This window comes from Streptomyces yangpuensis (genome assembly GCF_001005295.1).
In the GTDB taxonomy this organism is placed as follows: Bacteria; Actinomycetota; Actinomycetes; order Streptomycetales; family Streptomycetaceae; genus Streptomyces; species Streptomyces yangpuensis.
The window spans coordinates 881,021-895,887 of sequence record NZ_LBMK01000001.1 but is presented as its reverse complement, the minus strand read 5'-3'; the positions used below and the strand labels follow the sequence as shown (position 1 = coordinate 895,887).

General features: G+C 70.9%; 13 protein-coding genes. All 13 read right to left on the bottom strand.

Features of this window, described 5'->3' with window-relative positions:
- Positions 1-288: 288 nt before the first annotated feature.
- Positions 289-1,482, bottom strand: coding sequence for a DivIVA domain-containing protein (locus tag AAT21_RS04040; RefSeq protein ID WP_037926869.1), 1,194 nt, complete (start codon positions 1,480-1,482; stop codon positions 289-291).
- A gap of 82 nt (positions 1,483-1,564) precedes the next feature.
- Entirely contained in the window at positions 1,565-1,861 is a 297-nt protein-coding gene (locus AAT21_RS04035) for a YggT family protein (protein WP_030664053.1), read from the bottom strand.
- Between the two features lie 60 nt (positions 1,862-1,921).
- Complete coding sequence (locus AAT21_RS04030; protein ID WP_046775259.1) at positions 1,922-2,539, bottom strand: cell division protein SepF; 618 nt, start codon at positions 2,537-2,539, stop codon at positions 1,922-1,924.
- A gap of 149 nt (positions 2,540-2,688) precedes the next feature.
- Entirely contained in the window at positions 2,689-3,408 is a 720-nt protein-coding gene (locus tag AAT21_RS04025; RefSeq protein WP_046775258.1) for a YggS family pyridoxal phosphate-dependent enzyme, read from the bottom strand.
- Positions 3,395-4,183, bottom strand: coding sequence for a peptidoglycan editing factor PgeF (gene pgeF / locus AAT21_RS04020; protein ID WP_235438673.1), 789 nt, complete (start codon positions 4,181-4,183; stop codon positions 3,395-3,397). Before pgeF ends, AAT21_RS04025 begins: the two co-directional genes overlap by 14 nt.
- Complete coding sequence (gene ftsZ, locus AAT21_RS04015) at positions 4,180-5,385, bottom strand: cell division protein FtsZ (protein WP_046775257.1); 1,206 nt, start codon at positions 5,383-5,385, stop codon at positions 4,180-4,182. The genes pgeF and ftsZ overlap by 4 nt, the downstream gene beginning before the upstream one ends.
- Before the next feature lie 279 nt (positions 5,386-5,664).
- Positions 5,665-6,519, bottom strand: coding sequence for a cell division protein FtsQ/DivIB (locus AAT21_RS04010; RefSeq protein WP_046775256.1), 855 nt, complete (start codon positions 6,517-6,519; stop codon positions 5,665-5,667).
- A 30-nt stretch (positions 6,520-6,549) separates the two neighbouring features.
- Positions 6,550-7,644 (bottom strand): undecaprenyldiphospho-muramoylpentapeptide beta-N-acetylglucosaminyltransferase, encoded by a 1,095-nt coding sequence (murG, locus tag AAT21_RS04005; RefSeq protein WP_046775255.1) that lies wholly within the window; start codon positions 7,642-7,644, stop codon positions 6,550-6,552.
- 6 nt (positions 7,645-7,650) lie between these two features.
- Entirely contained in the window at positions 7,651-9,021 is a 1,371-nt protein-coding gene (ftsW, locus tag AAT21_RS04000) for a putative lipid II flippase FtsW (protein ID WP_046775254.1), read from the bottom strand.
- A 69-nt stretch (positions 9,022-9,090) separates the two neighbouring features.
- Positions 9,091-10,677 carry a UDP-N-acetylmuramoyl-L-alanine--D-glutamate ligase gene (murD, locus tag AAT21_RS03995; protein ID WP_235438672.1) on the bottom strand — a complete coding sequence of 529 codons (1,587 nt, stop codon included), beginning with the start codon at positions 10,675-10,677 and terminating at the stop codon, positions 9,091-9,093.
- Complete coding sequence (mraY, locus tag AAT21_RS03990; protein WP_046775253.1) at positions 10,659-11,729, bottom strand: phospho-N-acetylmuramoyl-pentapeptide-transferase; 1,071 nt, start codon at positions 11,727-11,729, stop codon at positions 10,659-10,661. Before mraY ends, murD begins: the two co-directional genes overlap by 19 nt.
- Positions 11,726-13,156, bottom strand: coding sequence for a UDP-N-acetylmuramoyl-tripeptide--D-alanyl-D-alanine ligase (locus AAT21_RS03985; protein ID WP_046775252.1), 1,431 nt, complete (start codon positions 13,154-13,156; stop codon positions 11,726-11,728). The genes mraY and AAT21_RS03985 overlap by 4 nt, the downstream gene beginning before the upstream one ends.
- Positions 13,153-14,862, bottom strand: coding sequence for a UDP-N-acetylmuramoyl-L-alanyl-D-glutamate--2,6-diaminopimelate ligase (locus AAT21_RS03980; protein WP_046775251.1), 1,710 nt, complete (start codon positions 14,860-14,862; stop codon positions 13,153-13,155). Before AAT21_RS03980 ends, AAT21_RS03985 begins: the two co-directional genes overlap by 4 nt.
- Positions 14,863-14,867 lie beyond the last annotated feature (5 nt).

Here is a 14,867-nt window from a genome sequence, read left to right as displayed (position 1 = left end):
ACGAGGCGCAACCAAGGCCGTACGTCCGAGCCGGGGCCGCACGCGCCGAGCCGAGGAGAGCCCCCGCAGGGGCACCGCCCCACCCCACACCACCGCCCACCCCGAAACCACCGCCGCACCAACAAGCCCCGCCGGCGATTGAGGCGCGGCCACCGGCCCGCAGACGGAAAACCACCCCACCGCCCGGCCAGGGCAACGGCAGACGGAGGGAACGGGAACGGGCCGGGCCCGGTGCCCCCTTGGGGGAACCGGGCCCGGCCCGTGACTGCCGACTGCGCGGCGGCGCGCCTAGTTGTCGTCCTCGTCGATCAGGAAGCCCCGCATCGGCGACGGCGCCTGCATCGGCTGCGGCGCAGCCGGCCGGACCGGAGCCATCGGCTGGGTCATCGCCGGGGACATCTGCTGCTGGCCGCCGTAGGACGGACCGGCACCCATCGGGGAGGGACCGCCCATGGACGGACCGCCCATGCTGTGACCCATCGCACCGGCCGGGGCCATCGACGGAGACGGCGACGGCGGCAGCGCGGGACCGGCCGGGTTGCGCGGCGGGGCCAGCGAGTCGTCCGCCTGGGTCTCCAGCTGGCGCAGCTGCGACTCCAGGTAGGACTTCAGACGCGTACGGTACTCACGCTCGAAGCCCCGCAGGTCCTCGACCTTGCGCTCCAGCGTGGCGCGGGCGGACTCCAGGGAGCCCATCGCGACGCGGTGCTTCTCCTGCGCGTCCCGCTCCAGCGCGTCGGCCTTGGCGCGGGCGTCCCGCTCCAGGCCCTCGGCGCGCGACCGGGCCTCGCCGACGATCTTGTTGGCCTCGGAACGGGCCTCCGCGATCGCCTGGTCGGCGGTCTGCTGCGCCAGCGACAGGACGCGGGCGGCGCTGTCGCCACCGGGGCCCTGCTGCGGGAGCTGCGGCTGCTGCATCTGCTGCATGGGCTGACCCATGGGCTGCATCTGCTGACCCATCGGCTGCATCTGCTGGCCCATGGGCTGCATCTGCTGGCCGAGCGGGTTCTGGCCGCCCATCGACTGCTGCTGGCCCATGGGCTGCTGGCCCATGCCCTGCGGTCCGCCCATGGGGTGCTGCTGCATCGGGCCGCCCATGGGGCCGCCCATCGGGCCGGGGCCCTGCTGGCCCTGGCCGCCGGGGCCCGGCGGGAGCTGCGGTGCGCCGCCCGGCAGCTGGGGCGGGCCCATCTGCGGGTTCTGCTGCTGCGGCGGGCCGGATATGGCCGCGGGCACGGGGGCTCCGGGGCCGCGCTGGTCCTGGGGCTCGGGCTTGCGCATGCCCTGCTGCTGCTGGCTCTGCGCGGCGGCGCGCGTGGCGGCGGCCAGCTTGGCGCGCAGGTCCTCGTTCTCGCGCAGCAGGCGCGTCAGTTCGGACTCGACCTCGTCGAGGAAGGCATCGACCTCGTCCTCGTCATAGCCTTCTCGGAGGCGGACGGTCGTGAACTGCTTGTTCCGCACGTCCTCGGGAGTCAGCGGCATGTCTTCTTCACCTCTACGTAGTCGTCGGCAGTCGGCAAGACCGTATCGGGACCGTCCCCGCGCGTACGGGGAAGCTCATCGCTCACACGCTTCTCGCAGCGGTGCTCACGAAGCTGATGAGGATGTAAACGATGATCATCAGAACGAAGAAGGACAGGTCGAGTGCCACGCCGCCGAGACGCAACGGCGGGATGAACCGCCGCAGGAGCTTGAGCGGTGGATCGGTGACAGTGTAGGTGGCCTCCAGAACGACCACCATCGCCTTGCCGGGTGTCCATGAACGTGCGAACTGGAACACATAGTCCATGACCAGTCGGAAGATCAGCACGATCAGGAAGCACATCAGCACGACGTAGACCACTTGCAGTGCGATGCCCATCCCGTGCTTCCCTCTCCCCGTTTCCCGATCTGTTCCCGGTCCCGTATCTGACGGATCGGTCTAGCTTTGGTTGAAGAACCCGCCCTCCGCGATGCGGGCCTTGTCCTCCGCCGTGACATCGACGTTAGCAGGCGACAGCAGGAACACCTTCTGTGTCACGCGTTCAATGCTGCCGTGCAGACCGAACACGAGTCCGGCGGCGAAGTCCACGAGACGCTTCGCATCCGTGTCGTCCATCTCCGTGAGATTCATGATCACCGGAGTGCCCTCACGGAAGTGTTCCCCGATGGTACGGGCCTCGTTGTAGGTCCGGGGGTGCAGTGTCGTGATGCGGTACGGCTCCCGCTCGGAGACGACCTTGGGCATGATCACGGGGGCGTTCTTCTCCAGATTCGTGCGATCAGGTGTGATGGATGCCACGGGGGCAATTCGCGCAGGACGTCCGCTTTCCGCCGGAATTGGGATGGGTTCCCGCTGCGCCGGAGGCTGTACGACTCGTACCGGTTCGTCCGATACGGGCGACTGGTGCACGGGCTGCTGTCGGCGATCCCGCTCCCGAGCCCGCTCCATCTCCGGCTCGGGCTCGAACTCGTCGTCGGGGTCGTACCCCGGGTTGTCGTACCGGTCGTCCTCCACGAGGCCGAGGTAGACCGCCATCTTGCGCATCGCGCCGGCCATTCTCCGAGTCCTCCGCTCTGTGGTGGATCGCCCTGTCGCAGGTGCCGCCGTGTCACGAATGTCACCAACTGCCCGCGATCCACGTGGTCTGCCCGCTCATCGGCGGGAATGACCATATTTTCTGCTGTGGTCCGACTTTCTTCGCGACGTTACCCGAGCCGGGGTCTCGCGCCGAGTACCGCAGTGCCGACGCGTACATGTGTCGCACCGGCCGCAACGGCCTGTTCCAGGTCTGCGCTCATCCCGGCCGACACCATCGTGGCAGTCGGATGGTCTGCGCGCAGGCGGGATGACAATTCCACCAACCGCTCGAAGGCGGCCTGTTCGCGTCCCGCGTAGTGGCCGGACAGCGGTGCGACGGTCATCAGCCCGTCGATCCGCAGTCCGGGCGCCCCGGCGACGAGGTCCGCCAACTCCGCGAGCTGCTCCGGCGCGGCCCCGCCCCGGCTCCCCCGCTCGCCCGACTCCGCGTCGAGGGCGATCTGGACGAGGCACCCGATCTCACGGCCCGCGTTCACCGCGGCCGCCGACAGGGCGGTCACGAGCCGCGGCCGGTCGACCGACTGCACCACGTGCGCGTATCCCGCCACGGAACGGACTTTGTTGGTCTGCAACTGACCGACGAAATGCCAGCTGAGCGGCAGATCCGCGCAGGCCGCGGCCTTGGGGGCGGCGTCCTGGTCGCGGTTCTCGGCAACATGACGGACGCCCAGCTCCGCCAGGAGTCGTACGTCGCTCGCCGGGTAGGTCTTGGTGACCACGATGAGGGTCACCTCCTCCCGCCCGCGGCCCGCCGCCGCGCAGGCGGACGAGATACGTTCCTCCACCCGCGCCAGGTTCTCGGCGAGCTCCGGCTTACGATCCGTCATTCTTCTTTTCCCCCGGGAGTCCGGGGGTCTCCCCCCGGGAAAGCTCCGTCAACCAGACATATCCGGCAAGCCGTCCGGTCACCCGGTCACGGCGGTACGAGAAATGGTCCCGCGACTCCAGTGTGCAGACAGGGGAACGGGCTCCGTTCACCACCCCCGCCTCCGCGAGCTGGGCGTGCACCCCCGCGACCACGTCGACCGCCGGTGTCCCCCAACTGGTCTCGGCCCGGGCGGCGGGCACCGACTCCGCCACCGACTCCCGCATCGCGGCCGGCACCTCGTAACAGCGTCCGCAGACCGCGGGTCCGGTACGGGCGACGATCCGCGCGGGTTCGGCGCCGAGGGAGACCATCGCCTCCACCGCCGCCGGCACCACCCCGGCGACCAGTCCGGGCCGCCCGGCGTGGGCGGCCCCGACGACCCCGGCGACGGGGTCCGCCAGCAGGACCGGCGTGCAGTCGGCGGTGAGCACCGCGAGGGCGAGCCCCCGGCGGGCGGTCACCACCGCGTCCACCGCGGGGATCTCCGCGTCCGGCCCCCAGGGACCGTCGACGACCGCGACGTCCCGGCCGTGAACCTGGTTCATCCAGACCACCCGGTCCGGGTCGAGTCCCAGGGACCGGGCCGCCAGGGCCCGGTTCGCGAGAACGGCGGCCGGGTCGTCTCCGACCGCGCCGCCGAGGTTGAGCTCTTCGTACGGAACGGCGCTCACTCCGCCCCACCGGTCGGTGAAGGCGAAGTGGGCGCCGCCCACGTGATGCTGCTCCGGTGTCACTTCAAGAAGTCCGGAACGTCCAGTTCCTCGGCCGGGCTGTCCTGGTACGGCCGGGCCGTGGGGACCTGCGGCGCGGGGGCCTGGACCTCGACCGGGGCCGGCTCGACGGGAGCCGGGGGCTCCTCGCGCGCCGGGACCGTGCCGAGTCCGCCGAAGGCCGGGCGGACCGGCTCGGGGGCGCGGACCGGTGCCGGGGCGGGCTCCTCGCGCTTCGTGGACGCGGCGCCGATGACGTTGTCCCGGCGGGCCGGGGGCTGTCCGCCGTCGAACCCGGCCGCGATGACGGTGACCCGCACCTCGTCACCGAGCGCGTCGTCGATGACGGCGCCGAAGATGATGTTCGCCTCGGGGTGCGCCGCCTCGCTCACCAGCTGCGCGGCCTCGTTGATCTCGAAGAGACCGAGGTCGGAGCCGCCGGAGATGGAGAGCAGCACGCCGCGTGCGCCGTCGATGGACGCCTCGAGCAGCGGCGAGGAGATCGCCATCTCGGCGGCGGCCACGGCGCGGTCGTCGCCGCGGGCGGAGCCGATGCCCATCAGGGCCGAGCCGGCCTCGGACATCACGGACTTGACGTCGGCGAAGTCGAGGTTGATCAGACCCGGGGTGGTGATGAGATCGGTGATGCCCTGCACGCCGGACAGCAGGACCTGGTCCGCCGACTTGAAGGCGTCCAGGACGCTGACCTGGCGGTCCGAGATGGACAGCAGGCGGTCGTTGGGGATGACGATGAGGGTGTCGACCTCTTCGCGGAGCTCGGCGATGCCGTCCTCCGCCTGGTTCGCGCGGCGCCGGCCCTCGAAGGTGAACGGCCGGGTGACCACACCGATCGTCAGGGCGCCGAGCGAGCGCGCGATGTTGGCGACGACGGGTGCGCCGCCGGTGCCGGTGCCGCCGCCCTCACCGGCGGTGACGAAGACCATGTCGGCCCCCTTGAGGACCTCCTCGATCTCCTCGCGGTGGTCCTCTGCCGCCTTGCGACCGACCGCCGGGTTGGCGCCGGCGCCGAGGCCGCGGGTGAGTTCGCGGCCGACGTCGAGCTTGACGTCGGCGTCGCTCATCAACAGCGCCTGCGCGTCCGTGTTGATGGCGATGAACTCGACGCCCTTGAGACCGACCTCGATCATTCGGTTGATGGCATTGACACCACCGCCGCCGACACCGATGACCTTGATGACTGCGAGGTAGTTCTGCGGTGCTGCCACGTCGAAGGCCTCTCGCCTCGAGTTACGTGTCGCCGCCTCGCGGGCCTGCGTTGCGACGACTGATGCCGAAATAGGGACGGTCCGAACGCGCCGACCCGAACCCTCACCCTGAAGTTTAGGGTTAGGGGTGTGTCTGTTCCTCGGACTCTTCCGAACAGGACACTAAGTCGACAAGTAGCGCGTGTTCAACGAACACGCCGAACCTCCCGTTTTTCTTTTCACCCTATGTGATCACCCGTATCGCTGGCCAACCAGGGTGCGCCGCTGTTCGACCTGACGTCAACTCCCGGCCGCCGCAGGGGCGGTGGGGACGCTCACGTCGAAGTGGGCGGCCTTCGGTGCGGCTTTCAGCAAGGCGGTCAGCGCACGTCCCTTGGCGTCGCTCTGTTCGCCACTGCCCCACCGTACGGACCGGCCTCCGGTCAGCTCCAGCACGATCGAATCGTAGGAACCCACCTTGACCTGCACCGTTTCCTTCGCGATCGGCGCCGGGAGGGATCCGGCGACGAGCACGGCCTCGTGCAGCAGCCGGTCTTCGTCGAAGCGGCGGGCACTCGGGGAGCCCGCCGCGTTCAATTCCAGGACCGGAACGCCCGCGGGTGCTTTCGGAACCGTGTCGAATCGCACACCCGATGCGTCCACTTCCACGAAGTTGGCGTCCTTTTTGATGAGCAGGACGGGTTTGCGCTCGGTCACCTTGAGTCCGATTCCGTGCGGCCAGGCCCGCACCGCATCGACCGAATCGATGCGGGGCAGACGGCCGCGTACCCGGCTCTCGATCTCGTCGGTGTCGACGCTCACGAGGGGCGCTCCGACGGGCACGGCCGCGGCGGAGAGGACCTGCTCGGGCGTGAGCACCTCCGTGCCGGTGGCCGTGACCCTCTCGACGCGGAGCCAGGAGGACCCGTAAAGGACCCAGGTGCCGCCGGAGGCGAGGAGTACCGCCGCGGCCAGGGAGGCCAGCACAGGACCCCGGCGCAGGTGCTTGCCGGGGCCCCGTGGGGCGGTCTTCTTCGGAGCCTTGGCGGACTTGGGGCTCTTGGGCGGCTCGGCAGAGCCGGCGCCCTTGCGGGGCGACCGGCCGGGCCGATCGGAAGACGGTGTTCCGCGCTGTGCGGTCGTCGCTCCGGCCACTCCTGTGCCTCCTGCGTCCGTGCTCCCGCGTCAGCGGGCTCGGTGGGCTGCGATCGCCTCGTAGACCATGCCGACCAGCAGCTCGTCGGCGTCCCGGCGGCCGAACTCACCGGCGGCGCGGGACATCTCGTACAGGCGGTGCGGATCGGACAGCACCGGGAGGACCTGGCCGAGTACCCAGTCGGGCGTCAGTTCCGCGTCGTCCACGAGCAGGCCGCCGCCGGCCTTGACCACCGGCTGGGCGTTGAGCCGCTGTTCGCCGTTGCCGATCGGCAGCGGGACGTAGGCGGCGGGCAGCCCGACGGCGGACAGTTCGGCGACGGTCATCGCTCCCGCGCGGCACAGCATCATGTCGGCGGCGGCGTACGCGAGATCCATCCGGTCCACGTACGGTACCGGCACATAGGGCGGCATCCCGGGCATGTTGTCGACACGCGGCAGTTCGTTCTTCGGCCCGACGGCGTGCAGGATCTGCACGCCGGAGCGCTGGAGGGTCGGAGCGACCTGCTGGATGGTCTCGTTGAGGCGCCGTGCGCCCTGCGAGCCGCCGGAGACCAGCAGCGTGGGCAGGTTGGGGTCCAGGCCGAAGGCGGCGCGCGCCTCGGGGCGTACGGCGGCTCGGTCGAGGGTGGAGATGGAGCGGCGCAGCGGGATGCCCACGTAGCGGGCGCCGCGCAGCTTGCTGTCGGGTGTGGAGACCGCGACGGCGTGTGCGTAGCGGGAGCCGATCTTGTTGGCCAGTCCGGGCCGGGCGTTGGCCTCGTGGACGATGATCGGCACGCCGAGCCGCTTGGCCGCGAGGTAGCCGGGCAGGGCCACGTAGCCGCCGAAGCCGACGACGCAGTCGGCCTTGGTGCGCAGGAGGATCTCCTCCGCGGCCTTGATGGTGCCGCGCAGCCGCCCGGGGACGGTGATCAGCTCGGGGGTGGGCTTGCGGGGCAGCGGTACTGCGGGGATCAGCCCCAGTTCGTAGCCGCGCTCCGGTACCAGGCGGGTTTCGAGTCCGCGCTCGGTGCCCAGGGCGGTGATGCCCACTGAAGGGTCCTGCCTGCGCAGGGCGTCCGCGAGGGCGAGCGCCGGCTCGATGTGGCCGGCGGTCCCCCCACCGGCGAGTACGACATGCACCGAAATTCACCGCTCTCCGGACGGACGCTTCTTGACGCGCCGTCTCATCGACTTCCATCTCACCCCGGTCCGCCTCCAGCCGGTCTTCGGCTGTCGCATCGCGAGGGCCGCGCGCGCGGCCGGCTCCTCCCGCGCGAAGGCGATGAGCAGTCCGACCGCGAACATGGTCGGCAGCAGGGCCGACCCTCCGTAGGAGAACAGCGGGAGCGGGACTCCGGCGATCGGCAGCAGGCCGAGCACCGCACCGATGTTGATCACGGCCTGGGCCGTGATCCAGGTGGTCACGCCTCCCGCGGCAAACCGTACGAAGGAGTCCTCCGTGCGTCCGGCCACGCGGATACCCGCATAGCCTAGAGCCGCGAACAGGGCGAGCACCGACAGCGTCCCCGCCAGTCCCAGTTCCTCCCCCGTGATGGCGAAGATGAAGTCGGTGTGGGCTTCGGGTAGTTGGCCCCATTTTTCCACACTTGCACCCAGTCCGGAACCGAACCAGCCACCTGATGCGAGGGCGTAGATTCCGTGGACGGCCTGCCAGCAAAGGTCGTTCTTGCCCGGTTCTGTCGCACCGATGCATTCGAGCCGGTCCATCCGGTGCGGGCTGGTCTTGATGAGCAGTGCGACGATCGCACCCGCGAAGGCCAGTACGCCGACGAACATCCGCGTGGGGGCCCCCGCGAGCCAGAGCAGGCCGAAGAGAATCGCGCCGAGGATCATCGCGGTGCCCATGTCCCCGCCGAGCATGATGAGCCCGAGCAGCAGGAAGGCCACGGGGACCAGCGGTACGAGCAGGTGCTTCCACTGGCTCAGCAGTCCCTTGTCGCCCTTGCGGGCCAGCAGGTCGGCGCCCCAGAGGATCAGCGCCAGTTTGCCGAACTCGCTGGGCTGCAGCATGAACGGGCCGCCGAGGGAGATCCAGTTCTGGTTGCCGTTGATCGAGACCCCTATCCCAGGGACCTGGACCAGCACCATCAGGAAGAGTGTGCCGGCCAGCACCGGATAGGACAGCGCCCGGTGCAGTTTCACCGGCATCCGCGAGGCGACCAGCAGCAGGACCGCACCGATCAGGGCGGCCAGGAACTGCTTCTTGAAGAAGTAGGCGTCGCCCAGGCCCAGCTGGAGCGCTTTGATCATGGAGGCGGAGTAGACCATCACCAGACCGAGCACGGTGATGAGCAGCGAACTGCCGAAAATCAGGTAATACGCCGTGAGGGGCCGGTCCCACGCCCTGCGCAACTGCTGCTGCGTACGCCGGAGACCGGCCAGCGGGCCGCGCCCGGCAGGTCGCGCCGGGCGCTTCACCTTCACCGCGGGGCGCTTGCGGCCCTGCGCCTTCACGGCGGACGGCCGCCGCCCCGGCAGCATCTGCTTGGCCGGCATCTGTGATCTTCCCCTCCACTCGTACGAGGCGAGCATCCGGCCGGAGGGAACCTGTCCGGCGCCCCCGGCCTAGGCCGTGTCCGCAGCGTTCTCGGCGTTCCCGGCGGCCAGTTCACGCACCGCGTCGGCGAACGCGTCCCCGCGCTTGTTGTAGTTCGCGAACATGTCCATCGATGCGCAGGCCGGTGCCAGCAGGACCGTGTCGCCGGGCTCGGCGAGCGCGGCCGCCTCCCGGACCGCTGCGAGCATCGCCCCAGTGTCGGTCCGGTCGAGGTCGACGACCGGGACCTCGGGGGCGTGTCGCGCCAGTGCCTCCGCGATCAACGCCCGGTCGGCGCCGATCAGGACGACACCGCGCATCCGCGCGGCCGACTTCTGCACGAGCTCGTCGAAGGTCGCGCCCTTGGCGAGGCCGCCGGCGATCCAGACGACCTTGTCGAAGGAGGCGAGCGAGGCCTCCGCCGCGTGCGTGTTGGTGGCCTTGGAGTCGTCGACGTAGACGACCGAGCCGACCTCGTCCACCCGGGCGACGCGGTGGGCGTCCGGACGGAAGTCGCGCAGCCCGTCGCGGACCGCGCGCGGCTCCACGCCGTAGGCGCGGGCCAGGGCCGCGGCGGCGAGCGCGTTGGCGATGTTGTGCGGGGCGGGCGGGTTGACGTCCTTGACCTCGGCGAGCTCCTGGGCGTTCTTCTGCCGGTTCTCCACGAAGGCCCGGTCGACGAGGATGCCGTCGACGACTCCGAGCATGGAGGGGCCGGGGGCACCGAGGGTGAAGCCGATCGCGCGGCAGCCCTCCTCGACGTCGGCCTCGACGACGAGGTCCTCGGTGGCCTTGTCGGCCACGTTGTAGACGCAGGCGACCGTGTTGCCCTCGTAGATCCGGCCCTTGTCGGCGGCGTACGCCTGCATCGAGCCGTGCCAGTCGAGGTGGTCGGGGGCCAGGTTGAGGACGGCTCCCGAGTGGACGCGCAGCGAGGGCGCCCAGTGCAGCTGGTAGCTGGAGAGTTCGACGGCGAGCACGTCGTACGGCTGCTCGCCGAGGACCACGTCGATGATCGGGGTCCCGATGTTGCCGACGGCGGCGGTGCGCAGCCCGGCGGCCCTCAGGATGGACGCGAGCATCTGGACGGTGGTGGTCTTGCCGTTGGTGCCGGTGACGGCGAGCCATTCGGCGGGCCCGGCCGGGGCCGTGCCGGTGCCGTCGCCGGTGCCTGCGGCCGTGGCCCCGCGGGCGGCGCGGAGTTCCACGCCGGCCGCGCGCAGCCGCCAGGCGACCTCGACGTCGCCGACGACGTCGACGCCCGCCTCGGCGGCGGCCAGGAAGAGCGGGCTCTGCGGAGGCCAGCCGGGCGAGGTGACGACCAGTTCGGTGCCCTCGGGGAGGGTCTCACCGGCCCGGGCGCCGTCGGGCAGGTGCCCGAGGCGGACCTCGATGCCCAGTTCCGCGAGTTCGGCCGCCCTGGCCCGGTGCGTGTCGCCGTCGCCGTTGTCGACGACGGTCACGCGGGCGCCCAGCCCGGCCAGGGCCCGGGCGGCGCTGATGCCGCTGATGCCGAGGCCGGCCACGGTGATCCGGCCCGGCAGGCCGAACCGGCCCAGGGCGTCGGGGCCGAGCAGGCCGGCCAGGTCGGAGGCGCTCACTTGTCGGCTGCCCATCCCGCGTAGAAGATACCGAGACCCACGATGACGCACATGCCCTGGATGATCCAGAAGCGGACCACGACGAGGACCTCGGACCAGCCCTTGAGTTCGAAGTGGTGCTGGAGCGGCGCCATCCGGAAGACACGCTTACCGGTCAGCTTGAAGGAGCCGACCTGGATGACGACCGACATCGTGATGAGTACGAAGAGGCCGCCGAGGAGCGCCACCAGGAGCTCCGTGCGGGAGCAGATGGCCAGGCCCGAGAGCGCGCCGCCGAGGGCCAGCGAGCCGGTGTCACCCATGAAGATCTTGGCGGGCGAGGTGTTCCACCACAGGAAGCCGAAGCAGGCGCCCATGAGGGCGGAGGCGACGACCGCGAGGTCGAGCGGGTCGCGTACCTCGAAACAGGCGTTCGGGTTCGTGAGGTCGGCGGCCATCGCGCACGACTCCTGGAACTGCCAGACGCCGATGAAGGTGTAGGCGCCGAAGACCATCACGGCGGCGCCGGTGGCGAGACCGTCCAGACCGTCGGTCAGGTTCACGCCGTTGGACAGGGCCAGGATCATGAACAGCGCCCAGACCACGAAGAGCACCGGGCCGATCGACCAGCCGAAGTCCGTGACGAACGACAGCTTGGTGGAGGCCGGGGTGAGGTCGCGCGAGTCCTTGAACTGGAGTGCGAGCACCGCGAAGGCGATGCCGACGATCAGCTGGCCGGCCATCTTGGCCTTGGCCCGCAGACCCAGCGAGCGCCGCTTGACGATCTTGATGTAGTCGTCGAGGTAGCCGACCAGGCCCATGCCGGCCATCAGGAACAGCACGAGCAGACCGGAGAAGCTCGGCTCCTCACCGGTGATGACCTTCGTCAGGGCGTACGCGACGAGCGTGGCCAGGATGAAGGAGATACCGCCCATGGTGGGCGTGCCCTTCTTCCCGGCGTGGCCGCGCGGACCGTCGTCGCGGATGAACTGGCCGTAGCCCTTGCGGGCCAGCAGCTTGATCAGCAGCGGCGTGCCGATGACGGTCAGGAACATGCCGATGACACCGGCGAACAGGATCTGCCTCATCGGCCGGTGACCTCGCCCTCGACAGTGCCCTCGAGCAGGGCCTGCGCCACCCGCTCCAGACCGGCCGACCTGGAAGCCTTCACCAGCACGACGTCACCCGGGCGCAGTTCACTGCGCAACAGGTCGACCGCCGCCTGCGCGTCGGACACGAGCACCGACTCCTCACCCCACGAACCCTCGTTATATGCGCCCAGTTGCAGCCAGGAGGCTTCCCTGCCCCCGACCGCGACGAGCTTGCTCACGTTGAGCCGGACGACAAGTCGTCCGACCGCGTCGTGCTCGGCGAGAGCGTCGTCTCCGAGCTCGGCCATCGGGCCGAGCACCGCCCACGTGCGCCCCCCGTTCGCCCTGCCGCCACCGCCCATCGCGGCGAGCGCGCGCAGTGCGGCCCGCATGGACTCCGGGTTCGCGTTGTAGGCGTCGTTGACGATCGTCACACCGTCCGCCCGCTCGGTGACCTCCATCCGCCACCGGGACAGCGTGCCCGCTCCGGAGAGCGCGGTGGCGATCTCTTCGACGGACATGCCCAGGACATGGGCGACGGCGGCCGCGGCGAGCGCGTTCGACACGTGGTGCTCACCGTACAGCCGCAAGGTCACGTCGCTGCACCCGGTCGGTGTGTGCAGTGTGAAGGAAGGCTGCCCCTTGTCCGTCATGCGGACTTCCGTGGCCCGGATTTCGGCGTCGTCGGCCTCGCCGAACAGCACCGTACGGGCCTTCGTGCGCGCGGCCATGGAGCGGACCAGCAGGTCGTCGGCGTTGAGGACGGCGACGCCGCCCTCAGCCTCGGCCGGCAGGGCCTCGACGAGTTCGCCCTTGGCCTGGGCGATCTGCTCACGGCCGCCGAACTCGCCGATGTGCGCGGTGCCTACGTTGAGGACCAGACCGATGCGAGGGGGCGTCAGTCCGGTGAGGTAGCGGATGTGGCCGATGCCGCGGGCGCCCATCTCCAGGACGAGGTGCTGGGTGTCCTTGGTGACGCGCAGCGTCGTGATCGGCAGGCCGATCTCGTTGTTGAGGTTCCCGGGGGTCCACACGGTCGGCGCGTGGTGCTGGAGCACCTGCGCGATGAGGTCCTTGGTGGAGGTCTTGCCGGCGGACCCGGTGAGGGCCACGACGTCGGTGCCCAGGCGGGCGACGACGGCCCGGGCGAGTGCGCCGAGGGCGGCCACCACGTCGGGGACGACGATGGCGGGGACGCCGACCGGCCGGGTCGCGAGGACGCCGACGGCGCCGGCGGCGATTGCGCGTTCGGCGTAGTCGTGGCCGTCGACCCGTTCACCGACGAAGGCGGCGAACAGGCTGCCCGGCCGGACCTCGCGGGAGTCGTAGACCACGGGACCGGTGACCTGGACGGACAGATCCGGTATGTCGTGGGGCCGCCCGCCGGTGATGTCGGCGATCTCGGCGAGGGAAAGGGCGATCACTGGTTCACCTCGGCCTGTCGGACCTGGTTGGTTCGATCGAGCACGAGTTGGCGTTCGATCGCGGCGCGGAGCACCGTACGGTCGTCGAAGGGCCGGACGACCCCTGCGGTGTCCTGGCCCTGTTCGTGTCCCTTGCCCGCCACGAGCACGGTGTCGCCGGGCTCGGCGCGCGCGACGGCGGCGGCGATGGCGGCCGCCCGGTCGGCGTCGACGAGGACGGTGCCGCGCTCGGCGGGCGGTACGGACACGGCGCCGCCGAACATCGCGGCGAGGATCGCGAGCGGGTCCTCGGAGCGCGGGTTGTCGGAGGTCAGGACGGCCACGTCGGCGTACCGGGCGGCCGCGGCGCCCATGGGGGCGCGCTTGGTGTTGTCGCGGTCGCCGCCGCAGCCGAGCACGATGTGCAGCCTGCCGGTGGTGACCTCGCGCAGGGCTCGCAGGACCGACTCCACGGCGTCCGTCTTGTGCGCGTAGTCGACGACGGCGAGGTACGGCTGTCCCGCGTCCACCCGCTCCAGCCGGCCGGGGACCCCGGGGACCGCGGCGACGCCGTCGGCGGCGGTCTGCGGGTCGAGGCCGGCGGCGGCGAGCGTGACGATCGCGGCGACGGTGTTGGCGACGTTGAACGGGCCGGGCAGCGGGGCCTTGGCGCGTACGCGCTGTCCCTCGGGGCCGACCAGGGTGAGCGTGGAGTCCATGTGGCCGGTGACGACATCCTCGGCGCGCCAGTCGGCGGCCCGGTCGCCCGCGGCGGAGAAGGTGACGACCGGGACGGTGGCCTCCTTGGCGAGGCGGCGGCCGTACTCGTCGTCGAGGTTGACCACGCCCAGGCGGGCGCGGCGGGGCGTGAAGAGCTCCGCCTTCGCCTGGAAGTAGTCCTCCATGTCGGAGTGGAACTCCATGTGCTCGGGGCTCAGGTTGTTGAAGACGGCGACGTCGAAGACGCAGCCGTCGACGCGGCCGAGCACCAGGGCGTGGCTGGAGACCTCCATGGCCACGGCCTCGACGCCACGTTCGCGCATGACCGCGAAGAGCGCCTGCAGGTCGGTGGCCTCGGGGGTGGTCCGCTCGGACTTGATGCGCTCGTCGCCGATGCGCATCTCGACGGTGCCGACCAGTCCGGTGCTGCGGCCGGCCGCGCGCAGGCCGCCCTCGACGAGGTACGCCGTGGTGGTCTTGCCGGACGTTCCGGTGATGCCGATCTGGAGCAGGCCTTCGCCGGGGTGACCGTAGATCGCGGCGGCGAGTTCGCCCATCCGGCCGCGCGGGTCGGCGACCGTCAGGACCGGCAGGCCGGTGGCCGCGGCACGTTCGGCGCCGGACGGGTCGGTCAGTACGGCGGCGGCGCCGAGGCCGGCGGCCTGGGCGGCGAATTCCGCGCCGTGGGTCCGGGCTCCGGGCAGGGCCGCGTACAGGTCTCCCGGGCGGACCGCACGGGAGTCGTGCGTGATCCCGGTGATCTGCGCAGCGCCTGGTGACGGGACGCCCAGCAGCGTGGCCAGCTCGCCCAGCGGGCTCGGAGCGGCGGACGCGGGCCTGGGTGTTCCCGGCGGCGCTGCCGGGGCGTCTTGCTGGGTGGTTCTGGGCTGATCAGCGTGGGGCACGGCGGTGAGCGTACCGGGCGCGGCGGCCGGGCCGCGAAGTGAGGGCCCGGCCTCGGCTGCGGCGGCCGGTCGGTTCCCGGGTTTCGGGGTGATCGTTGTCACTGATG